Source organism: Streptomyces sp. NPDC047453 (assembly GCF_040643155.1).
Taxonomy (GTDB): Bacteria; Actinomycetota; Actinomycetes; order Streptomycetales; family Streptomycetaceae; genus Streptomyces.
This window is the reverse complement of sequence record NZ_JBEYTS010000077.1, coordinates 15,941-31,841: the sequence shown is the minus strand read 5'-3', so window position 1 is coordinate 31,841 and position 15,901 is coordinate 15,941. Positions and strand designations below refer to the sequence as shown.

General features: G+C 71.7%; 18 protein-coding genes and 1 pseudogene. 6 read left to right on the top strand and 13 right to left on the bottom strand.

All coding sequences use genetic code 11. The features are described 5' to 3' along the window. Window positions 1–86: 86 nt before the first annotated feature. The 7 genes from ABZ818_RS36175 to ABZ818_RS36145 form a co-directional block, all read right to left on the bottom strand. Window positions 87–1,433 (bottom strand): aldehyde dehydrogenase family protein, encoded by a 1,347-nt coding sequence (locus ABZ818_RS36175; RefSeq protein ID WP_361424489.1) that lies wholly within the window; start codon window positions 1,431–1,433, stop codon window positions 87–89. 67 nt (window positions 1,434–1,500) lie between these two features. Then, window positions 1,501–3,288: an asparagine synthase C-terminal domain-containing protein gene (locus ABZ818_RS36170; RefSeq protein ID WP_361424486.1), complete on the bottom strand. Its 1,788-nt coding sequence runs from the start codon at window positions 3,286–3,288 to the stop codon at window positions 1,501–1,503. A 76-nt stretch (window positions 3,289–3,364) separates the two neighbouring features. Further along, window positions 3,365–3,868, bottom strand: a complete 504-nt coding sequence (locus ABZ818_RS36165; RefSeq protein ID WP_361424483.1) for a hypothetical protein — start codon at window positions 3,866–3,868, stop codon at window positions 3,365–3,367. Window positions 3,869–3,939: 71 nt separating this feature from the next. After that, complete coding sequence (locus ABZ818_RS36160) at window positions 3,940–4,773, bottom strand: hypothetical protein (RefSeq protein ID WP_361424480.1); 834 nt, start codon at window positions 4,771–4,773, stop codon at window positions 3,940–3,942. Then, complete coding sequence (locus ABZ818_RS36155; protein ID WP_361424477.1) at window positions 4,770–5,816, bottom strand: hypothetical protein; 1,047 nt, start codon at window positions 5,814–5,816, stop codon at window positions 4,770–4,772. The genes ABZ818_RS36160 and ABZ818_RS36155 overlap by 4 nt, the downstream gene beginning before the upstream one ends. After that, entirely contained in the window at window positions 5,813–6,514 is a 702-nt protein-coding gene (locus ABZ818_RS36150) for a cupin domain-containing protein (RefSeq protein WP_361424474.1), read from the bottom strand. Before ABZ818_RS36150 ends, ABZ818_RS36155 begins: the two co-directional genes overlap by 4 nt. 223 nt (window positions 6,515–6,737) lie before the next feature. After that, complete coding sequence (locus ABZ818_RS36145; RefSeq protein ID WP_361424471.1) at window positions 6,738–7,331, bottom strand: alcohol dehydrogenase catalytic domain-containing protein; 594 nt, start codon at window positions 7,329–7,331, stop codon at window positions 6,738–6,740. Between the two features lie 107 nt (window positions 7,332–7,438). Between ABZ818_RS36145 and ABZ818_RS36140 the strand changes: the two genes are divergently transcribed. After that, on the top strand, window positions 7,439–7,792 hold the full coding sequence (locus tag ABZ818_RS36140) for a hypothetical protein (RefSeq protein WP_361424468.1): 354 nt from the start codon (window positions 7,439–7,441) through the stop codon (window positions 7,790–7,792). Between the two features lie 187 nt (window positions 7,793–7,979). On the opposite strand, the gene ABZ818_RS36135 is transcribed toward ABZ818_RS36140, so the two are convergent. After that, complete coding sequence (locus tag ABZ818_RS36135) at window positions 7,980–8,186, bottom strand: hypothetical protein (RefSeq protein WP_361424465.1); 207 nt, start codon at window positions 8,184–8,186, stop codon at window positions 7,980–7,982. Window positions 8,187–8,659: 473 nt separating this feature from the next. On the opposite strand from ABZ818_RS36135, the gene ABZ818_RS36130 reads away from it, so the two are divergent. The 3 genes from ABZ818_RS36130 to ABZ818_RS36120 all read left to right on the top strand — a co-directional run bounded on the left by ABZ818_RS36130 (window position 8,660) and on the right by ABZ818_RS36120 (window position 10,719). Then, window positions 8,660–9,550 carry an alpha/beta fold hydrolase gene (locus ABZ818_RS36130; RefSeq protein ID WP_361424462.1) on the top strand — a complete coding sequence of 297 codons (891 nt, stop codon included), beginning with the start codon at window positions 8,660–8,662 and terminating at the stop codon, window positions 9,548–9,550. Window positions 9,551–9,639: 89 nt separating this feature from the next. Then, window positions 9,640–10,023 (top strand): DUF1801 domain-containing protein, encoded by a 384-nt coding sequence (locus ABZ818_RS36125; RefSeq protein WP_361424459.1) that lies wholly within the window; start codon window positions 9,640–9,642, stop codon window positions 10,021–10,023. 405 nt (window positions 10,024–10,428) lie between these two features. Then, a complete protein-coding gene (locus ABZ818_RS36120) occupies window positions 10,429–10,719 on the top strand; it encodes a DUF3040 domain-containing protein (protein ID WP_361424456.1) in 291 nt (96 codons plus the stop codon). Window positions 10,720–10,905: 186 nt separating this feature from the next. On the opposite strand, the gene ABZ818_RS36115 is transcribed toward ABZ818_RS36120, so the two are convergent. The 3 genes from ABZ818_RS36115 to ABZ818_RS36105 all read right to left on the bottom strand — a co-directional run bounded on the left by ABZ818_RS36115 (window position 10,906) and on the right by ABZ818_RS36105 (window position 13,462). Next, complete coding sequence (locus ABZ818_RS36115; RefSeq protein ID WP_361424453.1) at window positions 10,906–12,183, bottom strand: cation:proton antiporter; 1,278 nt, start codon at window positions 12,181–12,183, stop codon at window positions 10,906–10,908. Between the two features lie 5 nt (window positions 12,184–12,188). Further along, complete coding sequence (locus tag ABZ818_RS36110; protein WP_361424498.1) at window positions 12,189–12,659, bottom strand: TrkA C-terminal domain-containing protein; 471 nt, start codon at window positions 12,657–12,659, stop codon at window positions 12,189–12,191. Between the two features lie 164 nt (window positions 12,660–12,823). Beyond that, entirely contained in the window at window positions 12,824–13,462 is a 639-nt protein-coding gene (locus ABZ818_RS36105) for an HD domain-containing protein (protein ID WP_361424450.1), read from the bottom strand. Between the two features lie 115 nt (window positions 13,463–13,577). Between ABZ818_RS36105 and ABZ818_RS36100 the strand changes: the two genes are divergently transcribed. Continuing rightward, entirely contained in the window at window positions 13,578–14,537 is a 960-nt protein-coding gene (locus ABZ818_RS36100; RefSeq protein ID WP_361424447.1) for a GlxA family transcriptional regulator, read from the top strand. A 6-nt stretch (window positions 14,538–14,543) separates the two neighbouring features. On the opposite strand, the pseudogene ABZ818_RS36095 reads toward ABZ818_RS36100, so the two are convergent. Next, window positions 14,544–14,897 (bottom strand): annotated as a pseudogene (locus tag ABZ818_RS36095) (alpha/beta fold hydrolase); the annotation flags it as partial. Window positions 14,898–14,953: 56 nt separating this feature from the next. Next, window positions 14,954–15,154, bottom strand: coding sequence for a hypothetical protein (locus ABZ818_RS36090; RefSeq protein ID WP_361424444.1), 201 nt, complete (start codon window positions 15,152–15,154; stop codon window positions 14,954–14,956). 143 nt (window positions 15,155–15,297) lie between these two features. Here ABZ818_RS36090 and ABZ818_RS36085 point away from each other — a divergent pair, with 143 nt between their 5' ends. Beyond that, the gene (locus ABZ818_RS36085) at window positions 15,298–15,813 is read left to right on the top strand and encodes a CGNR zinc finger domain-containing protein (protein WP_361424441.1); all 516 of its coding nucleotides are present in this window, start codon (window positions 15,298–15,300) and stop codon (window positions 15,811–15,813) included. Window positions 15,814–15,901: the final 88 nt, after the last annotated feature.

Here is a 15,901-nt window from a genome sequence, read left to right as displayed (position 1 = left end):
GCCTTGCGATGCTCCCCCACAGCCTGAACGGCGTGGGAGGTACCCCCAGCACCGGACGCCGCGAGCTTCCCGGCAAACCTTTCCGGTCACAGCACCAGCAGGCGTGCGGTCACCGTCTTGGGGCGCTGGTACTCGTGCAGGGCCAGGGTGCTCAGGTCCGTGCCGTGGCCCGAGGCGCCCCGGCCGCCGTGCGGGAGTTCCGCGGTCTGCACCAGATGGCAGTTGAGCCAGGCCTCCCCCGCGTTCAGCCGGCCGGCGAGTTCCAGCCCCGTGGTCAGATCACGGGTCCACACGCTCGCCGCCAGCGCCTGCGGGACTCCGTCGGCCAGCGCGACGGCGGCGTCCAGGTCTTCGGCGTGCTGCACGGTGAGCAGCGGGCCGAAGACCTCCTCCACCACCGCAGGATCGTCGTCGGGCAGGTCGGCCAGGATCCGGGTCGGCCGCCAGAAGCCGTTTTCCTCGCCGGGCTGTGGGGCGACGTCGGCAGCGAAGTGCCGCCCGGCGGCGCTGGCCGTGACGATGCCGTCGTAACGGGCCGCCTGATCCGCGTTGTTGAGCGGACCGAAGTCCCGTCCCGCAAGGCACTCGCCTGCCGCGGCGGCCAGTTCCTCCACCACCTGCTCGTAGTTCTCGCGCAGAGTGATGACCCGGGCGGGGGCCGCGCAGCTCTGCCCGGCGTTGTAGACGCAGGCGCGGGCCAGTTGTGCACAGGTGTCGCCGGGCGCGTCGGGCAGGACGAGCGCGGGGGCGTTGCCACCGAGTTCGAGACTGACCCGGCGCCCCGCGGCCCGCGCGGCCACATCGGCCCCGGCTGCCGCACTGCCGGTGAACGCGACCACGTCGACATCGGCCTCGACCAGCAGCCGACCGGTCACCCGGTCGCCCGGGACGGCGGTGAGGACGGCGGGGCCGAGCGCTTCGGCGGCGTGCTCGGCCAGGAGTTTCAGGGTGTCGGGGGTGGTCTCGGCGGGTTTGGCCACCACCGTGTTGCCGGCGGCCAGAGCCGGAGCGCACCGCCAGGCCGCCATCATCAGCGGATAGTTCCAGGGCACGACGCCCACGACCCCGAGGGGTTCCCAGCGCACCCAGCTCTCATGGCCGTCGACGAGGCGTCCGGCGGCCGGTGCCGACTGGGCGCGGACGGCGGAGGCGTAGAACCGGAAGAGGTCCGCGACCTGCTCCACCTCGCCCGCCGTCTCGCTGTCCGGCTTTCCGGTCCCGGCGGCTTCCCTCGCGACGTAGGCGTCGGCGTTCTCCTCGACCAGTGTGGCGAGCCGCTCCATCCGGCGTGCCCGTTCCCTGGGGGTGAGGCCGTGCCAGCCGGGCAGGACCGCACGGGCGGCTTCGACCGCGGACCGCACCTCGCTCTCGCGCGCTACGGGGGTGGTGCCCCGGACACGGCCGGTGCGGGGGTCGATGAGAGTGGTCTTCACAGTGTGGTCGCCTCCATGGTTACCGTGCAAAAGTGAGAGGCGCGCACGACGTGCCCGGGGATCCGGTTCACAGGTCGTACGCCCGCAGCCACAGCTCCAGGGTGAGCACCAGCCACAGCTTGCCGCCCTGACGGGGCAGCAGCGTGCCCTCGCTGCGCAGCCAGGTCCGCACGGTGTCCGGCCGGAACAGCCCTCGTCGTCGGGCGGCCCTGCCCAGCAGCAGATCTCCGCCCAGTTCGCGCAGCGGCCCGCTCAGCCACTGCTGCACCGGGACCCTCATCCCGCTCTTGGGCCGATCCACGACGGTGGCGGGCAGCAGATCGCGTACGGCTTCCTTCAGCACCCATTTCTCGGCCGTACCGCGGAGTTTGAGCCGGGGCGGGGTGGCGAAGGCGTGGTCCACCACCCTTCGGTCGAAGAGCGGGGCGCGTCCCTCAATCCCCTGGGAGGCGGTCAGCCGTTCGACCTTGGTGAGGATGTGATGGGCGCCCTTGGTCCGCAGATTGCAGTGGAGCAGTTGGTTGAGGAGGTGCGTCATGCGATCCGGGCCCGTCAGATAGGGCTCGACGAAGCGTTGCGGGGCGGGCGCGGACTTGAGAGCGGACAGCGCGTCGGCGGTCAGCAGGTCCGGGAGGTCGGTCCAGCATTTGCGGTAGGAACGCAGATAGGCGGTGGCCCGGTCCTCGTACCAGGGCGACTCGGCCGCTCCCGGAGCCCCGGCGTGCATCTCCTGGACCAGCATCGGGAGGTTCTTCGGCCCGCCGAACACCGGGTCTCCACCCTCCCCGTTGAGGACGACGCTCAGCCCGTCCTCCGCCACCGCCTCGGCGAGCATGAGGTTCGGCACCGTCAACGGGTCGCCGACCGGGCTGTCGAGCAGGGCTGCGGTGTCGGCGAGCCGCGCTGCGACCGCCGTGCCGGAGACGGTCAGCACTCGGTGCCGGGTGTGGCAGTGGGTGGCGACGAGGCCCGAGTAGCCGAGTTCGTTGGGGAGTTCGTCGCCGAAGCTGATGGAATAGGTGTGGACGGGGTGGCTGTGCCGCTTCGCGGCGAGCGCCGTGACGAGCGAGCTGTCGATTCCGCCGGACAGCAGTACGCCGACGGCCTCGGCCTCGGGCAGCCGCCGTGCGGTGGCCTCTTCGAGGAGGGCGCGCAGGATGAGGACGTGGTCGCCGGATCCGCCGAACCGTCCATCCCGGCCGATCGGTGCGCCGAGCCGCTCCCGTGGCTCCCAGTGGACCGTCTCGGTCACGGTCCCGTCGGTCGTCAGCCGCAGCACCCGGCCGGGAAGGACTTCACGCACGCCCTCCAGCAGCGTCTCGTCGCCGGGCAGATAGGCGAAGGTGAGGAAGGAGCGTACGGCGGACAGGTTCATCCGCGTGCCCAGGGCGGGCCAGCGGCGCAGGGCGCGCAGGGAGGTGGAGGCCGCCCAGGCGCCGGCGGCACGGGCGTAGAAGAGGGTGCGGGCGCCGACGTGGTCGCGGATCAATACGAGATCGCTGCCGTCCAGGACGGCGAGCGCGAACATGCCCTCGGCGAGCGCGACGCCCCGTTCGCCGAGCCGGGCCCAGCAGCGCAGCAGCAGTTCGCCGTCGCCGGTGCCGGGTGGGGCGGGGGCGCCGTCGGCGGTCAGGGCGGCGAGGAGTTCGGCGCGGTTGTGCAGGGTGACCTCACCGACGGCACGCATCCCGTGCGCGTCGAACGGCCCCTGGGCGTGCCCGGGTTCGTTCCGCACGAGGGCCAGCCCCGGCGCGACCGGCGGGGTGCCCATGGCCGCGAGGTGCAGATCGGCCGCACCGGGCCGGGCGTCGGCGTGCCCGGTTCCCGACGCGAGACAGACGCAGAAGCGCGCCATCGGAGGGTCCTTTCCTGTTGCCGCGTGCCCGGATACCCGCGTACGCGTCCTTCCGCCGGCCGGAGGGGCGGCGCGGTCAGCCGAAGTCGTCGTCGCTCCAGTCGCCGTGGTCGTCCCAGTCGGCGCCGCTCCAGTCGTTCCCGTCGCTGCTGTCGCCCCCGCCGGAGGACGAGCTCTGTGCCTGCCTGCGCAGTTCCTCCTCCTCGTCCGGTGTGAGGCTGAGCGGCGGCAGTTGGGAGGCGGTGACGGCGAGTCCCGCTATGCCGAGGCCGACGAGGATCGCTCCCATCCGGCCGCCGAACGACGTCCGGTTGATCATGAGGGTTTCGCCTCGCCCCCAGAGGGTGCGGCCGTAGCCGATGTCCCGCCCGTAGGTCACCGTGCCGTCGGCCAGAGTGCGCTTGACGATGGCGGTCCCCAGTTGTTCGTCGGTGCCCATGCCCGCCCGGTCGTCGCGCCAGTGGACCTGGCCGGCCGGGCCGCGCCGGCGCCATTCCTGGCGGCCGTCCTCGTAGGTGCGGTGGACGCTGCCGTCGGCGAGCAGCTCGTCCGTGTAGCCGATTTCCCGTGGGCGGATCATGCTCTTCGGTCCTTGGGTCTGCGTGGCTCGGGCATACGGTCCTCGGGGAGGAGGTCGAGGTCGGAGTGGGGTCATGGGTCGGGCCAGGTCATGAACCCGGCGGTGCGCAGATCGCGCAGATCGCTCCAGACCGAGCGGTGGGCCGACCGGGGCCCACGGGTGAGCCGCAGTACGGCCCGCAGAAGCCGGGCGGGCGGTACAGCGGCCACTTCGGCGAACCGGCCCTCGGCGAGCCAGTCGACCTCCGAGCGTCTGAGCCCACTCGGCATCGGTCCGAGCGGTGGTACCGGGCCGGGCCTGCGTCCGGACACCAGGCGCAACGCCTGGGCATGCCGGGGCACCAGCCCCAGCGAGGCGACCCGGACGGGCACCGGTCCCAGCTCTTGGCGTACCCGGGCGGGCAGGGCGATCCCGACGGGGCTCGCGTCGTGCAGGACGTGCACGATGGCGCCCTCGGTCCGCTCCAGGGCTTCCACCAGCCGGGGGTCCAGCGGCAGGTCGTCCTCGGCGCTCAGGACGGGGCAGGCCGCTTCCAGGTGCACATGGTTCGCCAGCAGCATCCGGGCGATGGAACGGTCCTGGCAGATCAGCAGCCGTGGCAGCCCGTACACGTACAGGTCGGGTTCCCGTGACGGTCCGCCGATCGTCGGGGCGGCGGTGGGAGGGGGGAGCAGTCCGGCCGGTTCCCTGCCGCGCAGCACCTCGGTGAATCGCGACAGCCGCAGCGGCGGGGCCGGGCTGTGCGGGATGCGCCGCACCGGCGCGGGCGCCGGGCGCAGGACACGGCAGGTCGCGTAGTACAACTGCCGTTCCGTGAAGCGGATGTTCCCCGGGGAGGCGGCGCGCTGTGCGGCGGTGGTGATCGCCCGCTCCAGCAACAGGCCGACCGGGCTCGGCCGGATCATGCGCTCTCCTCGGGCCAGGTCAGAAACCCGAGGGAGGCTGCCCGCCGCCGCTGCGGATCGGCCGCCGCGGCGGCCTCTTCGACGGCCCGGGAGACCACGGCCAGCAGTTTGGCGGGCGGTACTCCGACAAGCGGGAACCCCCATCCGCTGCTCAGCCACTTCAGTTGCCCGGAGCTGAACTCCCCGCTCTGTGCGAGCAGTTTCCTGACACTCGCCCCGGGCTGTTCGCCCCGCACGGGTACCGCGCGCGCGAGACCCTGCACCGCACCGAGCGGCAGACCGGTGTCGACGACCGGGCGCGCGGGCTGCGCGGCGCGGACGCGGTGGGCGAGCAGCAGGCCGTGGGCGTCGGCGTCGTGGAGCACCAGTACGGGTCCCCGGCCGGGTGTGGCGGTCAGTGCGGCCGGGTCGGCGACCAGGGTGACCCCGTGTCGGGCGGTGAGGCCCGCCGCGTCGAGGAAGACGGCGATGGAGCGGTCGGGGCAGACCAGGGCGATCCCGTCGACCGGTTCCGGGGCCACCCCGCCGTTCTTCGGACGGGGGCCCGGGGCCGGATACCGGCTGTCGTCGATCACCCCGGGTGGCAGGGAGTCGTAGACGCTCTTCCACGCCTCCAGTGGGCCGGTGCGGAAGGCCTCCCGGGTGACTCTGGGGCGGCCCCGGCCCACGCCCATCACCTCCGCGACCACGAAACCGAGCGCCACGAGCAGCAACAGACCGCCGAGGGTGGCGACGACCGCGGCTTTCGAGCCCAGCCCGACGAGCAGCACAACGACACCGGCGATCATCAGGGTGACGCCGCATCCCATCTCGACCTGGGTCTCCCGCAGCGACTTGCGGGACAGGGCATACCACAATTGTCCCGGCGTGCAGGGAACTTGGCCGTCCTGGCCGAGAGCGAGGGCGATCCTGCGGACCCGGAGGTCGTTCAGTTGGAGCGGGTTGGTCTTGGGGTCCAGGGCGTACCTGCGCCCGCACTTGCCGCAGACGTTGCCGGGTCGCTCCTTGCGCAGCAGGGACTTCTCGCAGTGCGGACAGATCACCGACGGCCCTCCAGTCCCTGTGCGAGCCGACGCAGCCGGGCGGCCAGTCGCTCCCTGCCGGTGGTGGCACCCGGCCCCCGTACCCGCTGTACCCGCTCGATGTCGCGCAGCGCGGCGGCGAGTTCGAGGTAGTCGACGGGGGCGAGGGTGCCCGTGTGCGTTCCGGTGGACGTAGCGGCGATGGGGCCGCTGTGCGACGGGTCGGCCGCCCTGCGCTCCGCCTCGGGGGCGGTGATCGCGTAGTCCTCGTGGTCGATGCCGTAGCCGGTGTTGGCGGCCAGGATGGTCAGCGGGTCGGTGTCGCGGTTGGCGAAGGAGTGCGGCAGCATCTCCGGGATGCGGATCAACTCGCCTGGGGTGAGTGGGACTTCGGCGACCCGGCCGCGCTCGCTGTCGTACAGGCCGCAGGCCGCGTATCCGAGGCTGAGGACGAAGTGCTCCCCGCCGTGCGCATGCGGGGTGAAGGCACTGCGCGGGCCGACGATGCCGATCTTGACGGTGGCGTTGGAGGGGCGTTCGGGGGACGTGGCGGCGTCCCCGACGAGGTAGTGGGCGAACTGCCCGTCGTCGATGAACCGAAGCAGGTCCCGCTCGGGCCCCAGCGCCCGGACGCCGTCACGATCGGCGAGGACGACGGAACCCTCGGACCGCAGCCGGTACAGCCGCACACCGCGCGGCAGTTTCCCCAACCCGCTCAAGTCCCTTGTGCCTGACACCCCTTCACGCGAGTTGCCGAACAAGCGCGCCTCCCCCATTGCCGCTCACGTCCGCACTCGGATGGTAAATCGTTGATCCGGAACGCGACGAGGGTGCGGACGCAACCAACAGCCAACGCCGGACTGAACGACAACTGAACTCAGTTGTCTGTGGCCGCCGCACCCGCCCGACGCGCCGTCAACTGCCGAAGAATCACCCAGCGCGTCATGGCGTACCCGAGCAGGCCGGTGCACACGGCCATGAACGCCACGAATCCCCCATCGGAGGACCCCGCCCAGGCCCGGGTCCCAGTTCTGCCCCATCGTCCGGGGCCAGGCACTCCTGGGCGTCCCCGCAGTACGGGCAGGCGTCGCAGGCCCTCCCCGGTGCGATGACCACCCGCCGGCCCGGCTGCCAGTACGGAACACGGGCGCCCACCTCGGCGATGGTGCCCGCCGGCTCATGGCCCGGGGTGACCTCCTCCAGGGGGCAGTCGATGCTGCCGTCGATCACGTGCACGTTCGACAGGCAGATCCCGCCGGCCGGCACCTCGCCACCGGCTGACCGGATCGCCGCCGCGCGAAACGGGTCCCCCGATGGGAGGCGCCCCCCTGTTACGAAAGCCGTTCGGCCATTCGTGGGAGTCGAGGCGGCGAGACCGCCGGGCGCGCCACGAATCGTCAGCCGTTTTCCTCCTGATCGCGGGGTGGTTCGGGGCAGGGACCGGGTCGCCGACCCGCGCTCTCCCCGGATCGATGGTCCGTACAAGGGAGAGTTACGGATATATCCGCGTTTCGTAACACGAATCCTTTTGGTCATCTGCTGTCGTCGTGGAGGGCCACAGTGTGGCGCCTCGGCACAGAGCCGGGAATCGGATTGCACGCCCCGCCCGACCAGGGCGGACGTGCACGACCGTGAGGGGATTCATGTCTGTTTCTCGTACGGCGCTCCGCCTGCTCGCCACCTGTGTGGCTTCGGGCGCCCTCGTCGGCGCGGCCGCTCTGCCGGCCCTGGCCGACGGAGACCACGACCGCGACAACGGAAGGAGCTTCTCGCACAGCCGCCCCGTGGAGGGCGTCGGGTTCGGCCGCGACTACGACGGGCGCCGCGGTCACTTCGGCGACCGTTACCGCTACCGGGGCTGGCACCACGGCTGGTACAACAACCGCCGGCACTGGGACCGGCACCACGGCTGGTACAACGACCGTCACCACGGCTGGTACAACGACCGTCACCACGGCTGGTACGGCGACCGTAACCACTTCCCCGGCCGCCGCTAGCCCGCCTCGGAAGTCGTGCTGTGACGCGGAGGCCGACTGCCCCCCTCTGCCACCGCCGTCGCAGCCGGTATGACCGCTGCGCCGAAGGGCTGAAGACCGCACGTGCGGTCTTCGGCCCTTCGGCCGTCAACCGCCGGCGCACGACCTGCCGAGCGGCCGTGATCGCCGCTCCTCTGTGATCGCGCGGTCAGCGCCTGCCGGCTCGAGCCAGCGCTTCCTCCGCCTGGGCGGCCAGGGTGCCGACCAGAGCGGCCGCGGACGGCAGGTCGTCGGTGAGGTCGATGCCCTCGCCGGCCCACTGCGGCAGTGGGGGGATCTCGCCTCGTGTCACGGCGTCCTGGTAGGCCTGCCGGGCATACGGGTCAGCCGCGAGTTCGTCCTCCCGGCCCGCCATACGTCGAGGAAAGGGTGGCTCAGGGTGCGCGCGGTGTACCTCGCCGGCCACCGCGAACCACGGGCGAGGTCCAGCACCCTGTTGCGCTCGGTGTCCTCCCCGCGACCCTCGACGATCGCCCGGCCTGTCTCGGGGGCGACCAGAGCCTCGGCGGTGGTCATGTTCTCGACAAGCGACACTCATTGGCGGATGTGCGACATGACATGATCCCGCCAATTTGATGTCTCGCCGAAATCGTCCGGTCGCCGCTCGTGATGCGCGTGTGAGGTGGGCCACCTAACCATTGCCGACAGCGGAAACTTCGGCTTAACGTCCCCGCAATCCGTTGGAGCGGACGGGCGTCACCAGCCGGTTTCCGTTCGGCGGCAGCCCTCGGGCGCGGGCTCGGACCGGAGCCTTCTCCGTGCGGCGGGGTGTGCTCCGCCGCGTGGTTCCCGGCAGCGCGCACCCCTGGCGGCGTGAGGAGTCGAGCCATGATTCTTTCCGGACGGGATCTTTCCGGATGTCGCAGCACGGGGGTGACACCTCCTGGCCCGGCCGAGCCGCCGGGTTACCGAGGGAGTCTGCTCCCGGTCCGTTCGCTGCCCGGAGCCGTGTTCGGCGCCGCCGTGGAGGTGGCCGCGATCGTCGCGGCTTTGGCCCTGTACCCGTCCGGTCTTGGCGAGGGCGGGGAGCGCCGCGGGCCCGGATCCCTGCGGGCGGCGCCGTCGGACGGCGCTGTGGCCCTTCCGGCCGTCTCCGCCGACAGCCCGGTCCTGCTGGTCCACGGCCTGTTCAGCAACCGGGCGATCTTCCACGTGATGAGACGCGGCCTGCGGCAGGCGGGTTTTCGCCGGGTCGCCGTGCTGAACTACAACTGGCTGAGCAACGACGTCCGCAGCGCCGCGCGGTTGCTGGCGGAGCAGGTGGAGCGGATCTGCGAGGGCAGCGGGCACGAGCGTGTCCACGTGATCGGCCACAGTCTCGGCGGCATGGTCGCCCGCTACTACGCGCAGCGCCTGGGCGGCGACGCCCGCGTGCACACCCTGGTCACCCTGGGCGCCCCGCACCACGGCACGCTGGCCGCGGCCGTGCCTCTGCCGCTTCGGGCGATCCGGCAGCTCCGGCCGGGCAGCGACGTACTCACGGAGCTCGCGGGGCCCGCTCCCGGCTGCGAGACCCGTTTCGTGGCGTTCCACAGTGACCTCGACGAGCTGATCGTCCCCACCGCCAGTGCCCGGCTGGTCCACCCCGACCTGCGGATACGCAACGTCCCCGTGCGGGCCGTCGGCCACGTCTCGCTGCCGCTGCACGGCAGGGTCGTCGGCGAGGTCTGCCGCGTGCTCCGCGATGCGCGTGCCGCCGAGCCCCTGGCCGCGGCTTGAGCCGCGGCAGCCCTGCGAACGACCGCCGCATGCCACTCTGGTGAAGCGCGGGGGTGCCCCGCGGCCAACCGCCAGGAGGGGTACGCCGGATGACGACTGGCCGCAGTGGTGAGGTCGACCTGCTGATGGAGGCGGTCGATCATCCGCAGAGGGAAGCGGTCGAGTACCTGCGCGCCGCGATCCTGCGGGCCGATCCGCTGATCACCGAGCAGGTGAAGTGGAAGGCCCCGAGCTTCTGCTACGGCGGAGTCGACCGCGTGACTTTCCAGTTGAGGTCCAGGGACGTCCAACTCGTCTTCCACCGGGGCGCGAAGGTGAAGGACGACGCCGCCTCGTTCACGTTCGACGACGACAGCGGGCTGATGCGGTGGCGTTCCGGCGACCGGGCCCTGGTGACCTTCGAGGATCTCTACGAGGTCAAGGCGCACGAGGCGGCGTTCATTTCCCTGGTCAGGCGGTGGGTCAGGGCGTGATGCAGGGCCTGATGCGGGCGTCCGCCGGGCCTGATGCGGGCGGCCGCCAGGCCGGGTCCATCGGGTCCGGCACCCATGCGGTGCCGTCTCTGGGGGTCCGAGCCGCCCGTAAATGGGTGTTGGACCCGATGGCGGCAGCCCTCGGCGCCGGGCGAGGGTGGAGCCAAACCCCCTTTCGACGGTCGTACCGGCGTGTGGCCTGACGTGGCCGCCTGCCCGGGCACGGGTGCGGGCCGCGGCGCCCCGACTGGGGGAGAGAAGCCGCGAGTCCGTCGAGTCACGAGAGGAGCCCGGCACCGATGGCGGCAGTGCCACGGCGGCCTGGTCCCGCGCGGGTTTCCGCCCGCACGGCCCGACCGCCGGCTGTGGCACCTGCGCGCCGCCACGTGCCGAGAGGAGCGCGTCATGCCCGGAACCGATGACAAGCTGCTCAGCGAGATCGCGGCTCGCGTGTACCGGGACGATCCCCGGTTCGCCCGCGCCCTCCGGGCCGGACGCCCCTGCCCGCCACGCGAATACCGGCGCACTCGGGCCTGGCCGCTGTTCGCCCTCGCCCTGGTGGCGCTGGGCACCGGCATCACGCTGGCCCACGGACTGCTGATCGTCACCGGCATGGTCCTGGCCGGAATGGCCGCGGAACTGTGCGACCCCCAGCGCACCACGCGCAGGCAGCGGGTCCCCCCGCCCCGGTCCTGACTGCGACGGCCCGCCGGACGGCCGCACCCCGGTGGACGGCGGGACGGCGAGGAGCGGGACCGTGCGGCGCTCCGTCAGTGCCACCCGGCCGTCCTCACTCATGATCCGCCGACTGTGTCACTCAGGGCCGGCCGACCGTCTCGCTCATGACCGGCCGACCCTGCCCTGATCGGCAGACCGCCCCGCTCACGACCGGCCGACCGTGTCCTGGTCGGTCGCCGCCTCCTGACGTGCCGCCGTCTCCCGCGTCCCGGATTCGGGTGCCCAGCCCTCGGCCGGTGAGCCGCCGGCCGGCGCGGTCTTGCCGAACAGGACGGTCAGGCGCCGGGCCACCGGTTCGGTGTAGCGGGCGGTGAGCGGGCCGAGGATGACGAGGATCAGCACGTACGCCGTGGCCAGCGGGCCCAGGTCGGGTTCGATCCCGGCGGTGACGGCGAGCCCGGCGATGACGATGGAGAACTCGCCCCGGGCGACCAGCGTGCCGCCCGCGCGCCAGCGTCCCTTGACGGAGACACCGGCCCGCTTGGCGGCCCAGTACCCGGTGGCGATCTTGGTCATCGCGGTGACGACGGCAAGGGCCAGCGCCGGGACCAGCACCGGCGGAATGCTCTGCGGGTCGGTGTGCAGTCCGAAGAACACGAAGAACACCGCGGCGAACAGGTCACGCAGCGGAGCCAGGAGATTGTGCGCGCCCTCCGCCACCTCGCCGGACAGGGCGATACCGACCAGGAACGCGCCCACGGCCGCCGAGACCTGCAGCTGCTGTGCGAGCCCCGCGACCAGCAGGGTCAGGCCCAGCACGACCAGCAGCAGCTTCTCGGGGTCGTCGTTGGAGACGAAACGCGATATGTGCCGGCCGTACCGCACCGCCACCAGCAGCACCAGAGCGGCCACCCCGAGGGCGATGGCCAGCGTGACGCTGCCCGCCGCCAGGCCCGCGCCGGCCAGCAGGGCGGTGATGATCGGCAGATACACAGCCATGGACAGGTCCTCGAGGACCAGGATGCTGAGGATCACCGGGGTCTCCCGGTTGCCGAGCCGTCCCAGATCGCCCAGGACCTTGGCGATCACACCGGACGAGGAGATCCAGGTCACCCCCGCCAGGACGACCGCCGCCACCGGCCCCCAGCCCAGCAGCAGCGCCATGGCGGCGCCGGGCAGAGCGTTGAGCGTGGCGTCGACGAGCCCGGCCGGGTACTGGGTCTTGAGGTTGGAGACCAGGTCACTGGCGGTGTACTCCAGCCCCAGCATGAGCAGCAGAAGAATGACGCCGATCTCGGCGCCGATGGCGACGAACTCCTCACTGGTGTCCAGCGGGAGCAGTCCGCCCTGGCCGAAGGCGAGCCCGGCCAGCAGATACAGGGGGATGGGTGAGAACTGAAAGCGCCCGGCGAACCGGCCCAGCAACCCCAGACCGAGGATGATCGCGCCGAACTCGATCAGGAAGACCGCAGACGAATGCATGCGTATCACTCCCGCCCGAGAATCGCCGCGGCGCCGTCGACGCCCTCGCGCGTGCCGATCACGATCAGCGTGTCCCCGCCCGCGAGCCGGAGGTCCGGCCCGGGGGACGGAATCGCCTCGGCCCGCCGCAGCACCGCCACGATCGACACACCGGTCTCGGTACGCATCCGGGTCTCACCCAGCAGCCGCCCGTTCCAGTACGAGGTCGCCGACAGTTCGACGCGCTCCGCCACCAGCCCCAACTCGGTCGTCGACAGCAGGTTGGGGCTGTGATGCGCCGGCATGAGCGCGTCGATGACGGCCGCCGCCTCCCCGGCGGTCAGACGCACGGACAGAGCGCAGGCGTCGGGATCGTCCTCGCGGTACGCGCTCAGGGTCCGCGTTCCGTCCCGGTGTGCGACCACGGACAGACGGCGCTGTTCTCGTGTGCTGAGGTCGTAGCGGACCCCGATTCCCGGCAACGGCGTACCACTCATGCGCGCAGCGCCCACGGTTGTTCTCCCTGTCCGACTTGGTGGTTTCTTTAGGCAACCTTTAACGCCACCCTATCGAGTCGTGTCGCACGCATGGAATTGCGGACGGTGTCAGCTCCATCTCAATCCGGAGCGCCGAAGAGGGAATCCGGCGGGGGTGAAGCCGGTCATTCGGGCCAGTCGGAGTTCTTGATGGCCTCGACGAAGTCGGTGCGCCGGAAGCCGGGGACGTAGTGGGCCAGGACGTCGGCCTTGACGTTCCCGAAGGTCGTATCGGGGCGTTCCTCGATGCCTTCGGTGAACGCGGCGAGGATCCGGTTCTTGAAATCCGGGCGCGGGTGCGCGGCGACGACCGCTGCGCGCTCCTCGTCGGAGACCGCGTGATAGCCGATCCCCAGCACGTCCAGTTCGACGCCGCGGGTCACCAGGGCGATCTCGGGTGCCATGTGCAGCGGGATCTCCGGGGTGGTGTGCAGGGCGATGCTCGTCCAGACACGGTCGGCCGGCTCGCCGGTGATGCCGTGGGCGTGCAGAAAGCGGCGCGCCTCGTCGGCACCGTCGATCTCGAAGCGCTGGTCGGTGCGGCGCATACGCTTCGTGAGCCCGAGGTCGTGGAACATCGCACCCACGTACAGCAGTTCGGGGTCGAAGTCGAGCCGCTGCTCCCGGCCGCGCAGCGATCCCCACAGGAAGACCCGCCGGGAGTGGTGGAAGAGCAGCGGCGGGGCGACGTCGCGGACCAGTTCGGTCGCCTCCCGTACCAGGGTGGTGTCAGGGATCCGCACTCCTGCGATCGCTTCGTTCATCGTTCGTCCGCCTTTCTCGTCCGGCCTTGTCCGGATCGGTGATCCGCCTCCAGGGTTCACCGGACGACGTACGCTGGGCCATGTCTTTGCTGCCAGGAGAACCACGGATTCGGACATGACGCATCGGGTTGGCTTCGTCGTCTTCGAGGGGGTGACCATGCTCGATGTCAGCGGTCCGTCGGAGGTTCTGCATCAGGCGGGTCGGCTCGCTCCCGGCTATGAGCTGGTGCTGGTCTCCCCGCGGGGCGGGACGGTCACCACCTCCGCCGGACTGGCACTGACCGGTACGGTCCGGGCGGCCGACGCGGGCCCGGTCGACACGGTCGTGGTCGCCGGAGGCGACCGGCTGGCCCAGCAGCCGATCGAGGACGAGCTGCTGGCCGCGACCCGCGCCGTCACCGCGCGGGCGCCACGGGTCGCCTCGGTGTGCACCGGCGCCTTCGTCCTGGCCGAACTGGGCCTGCTCGACGGCCGCGGTGCGACGACGCACTGGCGGCACGCGGCCGTGTTCGCCCGCCGCTACCCCCGTGTGCGCGTCGAGCCGGACGCCATGCACATCCGTGACGGGCGGTACGTCACCTCCGCGGGCATCAGCGCGGGCATCGACCTGACGCTCGCCCTGGTGGAGGACGACCACGGCGCCGACGTGGCGAGGAACGTCGCGCGTGAACTGGTCGTCTTCATGCAGCGTCCGGGCGGGCAGTCGCAGTTCTCCACGGCCATCACGACCCCGCCTCCCCGCGGTGACCTGCTCCGCCCGCTGATCGCGTCCGTGCTCGCCGATCCGGCCGCCGACCACAGCCTGCCCGCCATGGCCGCATCCGTCGCCGTCAGCCCTCGGCATCTGGCCCGGCTGTTCCGCGCCGAACTGGGCACCACGCCCGCACGCTGGGTGGAGCGGGTCCGCCTCGACCGCGCCCAGCAGTTGCTGCTCGAAGGCCACAGCGTGACCTCGGCCGCGCAGCACAGCGGGCTCGGCACGGACGAGACCCTCCGCCGCGCCTTCGCCCGCCATCTGGGCACCACGCCCACCCACTACCGCAGACGCTTCGCCACCACCCGCGAACAGCGGTAGTCCGCGTCAGGCGAGGACGCGGGCGAGGAAGTCGCGGATGTGCTCGGTGATGGTGCCGAGGTGGCTTTCCAGGGCGAAGTGCCCGGACTCGATCAGGTGGATCTCGGCATCGGGCAGGTCCTGGCCGAACGCCGTGGCGCCGTCGGGGCCGAAGATCTCGTCGTTGGCTCCCCAGACCGCCAGCAGCGGGACCCGGGAGTCGCGGAAGTACCGGTGGACCTCCGGATAAAGGTCCACGTTGGAGGGGTAGTCGCGGAAGAGCCGGAGCTGGATCTCGTCATTGCCCGGCCGGTCCAGCAGGGCCTGGTCGTGGACCCAGTTGTCGGGGCTGACCAGGCTGGGGTCGGCGACCCCGTTGACGAGCAGCGCCACGGCGCCTGCGACGGCGAGGAGTTCGAGCAGCGTCGGCGCCGCGGTCACCCCCGTGCGGGTACGCCAACCAGAGCGTGCACGAGCACCGCGAGCGCGATCGCGAGCAGGCCCGCACCGAGGAGGTTGAGCCGCGCGGAGTCGACACGTCCGGATGCCGGCGTCCGCACCGCGAGGACGAGGGCGACGAGGACGCACGCGACGGGCACGTTGACCCAGAACACGGCACGCCAGCCCCAGTGCGCCACGAGAACACCGCCGAGGATCGGACCGGCGCGGCGCCCTCATAGACACTGTCTACCAATGGGCGTAGACAGTGTCTACCGCGCGGCTGGCCGTCGTGGCGCCGGCGTGTAACCTGTCAAGCGAGCCAATTCGGTTAGGGGGTGCCATGGCGACCGAGCGGGAGCGGCAGGACGCGCTGCTGGAACTCCTCAACAGCACGCCGGTGGTCAACGGTGTCGTCCAGGACCAGCTGGCGGATCCGGAAGCGGCCGGGTCCTGGCAGCAGGCCCACGGCGGCAGCGGAACCGAGGACGAGTTGCGCAACCTCGTAGAGGCGCGGGATGCCCTACAGGAAGTGGTGCGCGGTACCCGGCCCGCCACGTCGCTGGCCCCGCTCCTGAAGGACGTCACCTCCCGCCCGCACATGTCGCCCGCGGGGGTGTCGTGGGAGCTGGACACCCCTCCGGAACGCCGCATGGCGGTGGAAGCGGTACTGGCGTGGAGCGCGGTTCAGCGGACGATCCCCGGCCGGCTGCGGCCGTGCGCCAACCCCGAGTGCCGGCGCTTCCTCATCGACCGCAGCAAGACCGACAAGGCCCGCTGGTGCTCGATGGCCGTCTGCGGCAACCGGATGAAGGCGCGCCGCCACTACCAGCGCACACGCGACGCCTCAGCCGAGTAACACCTGCTCGCCGTCGTACCGAGCGGCTCGGTTCCCGACGCCTGCCCCTTGCCGCCCGTCCGCGCCTTCCCTCGCGTGTCTCGGAGCG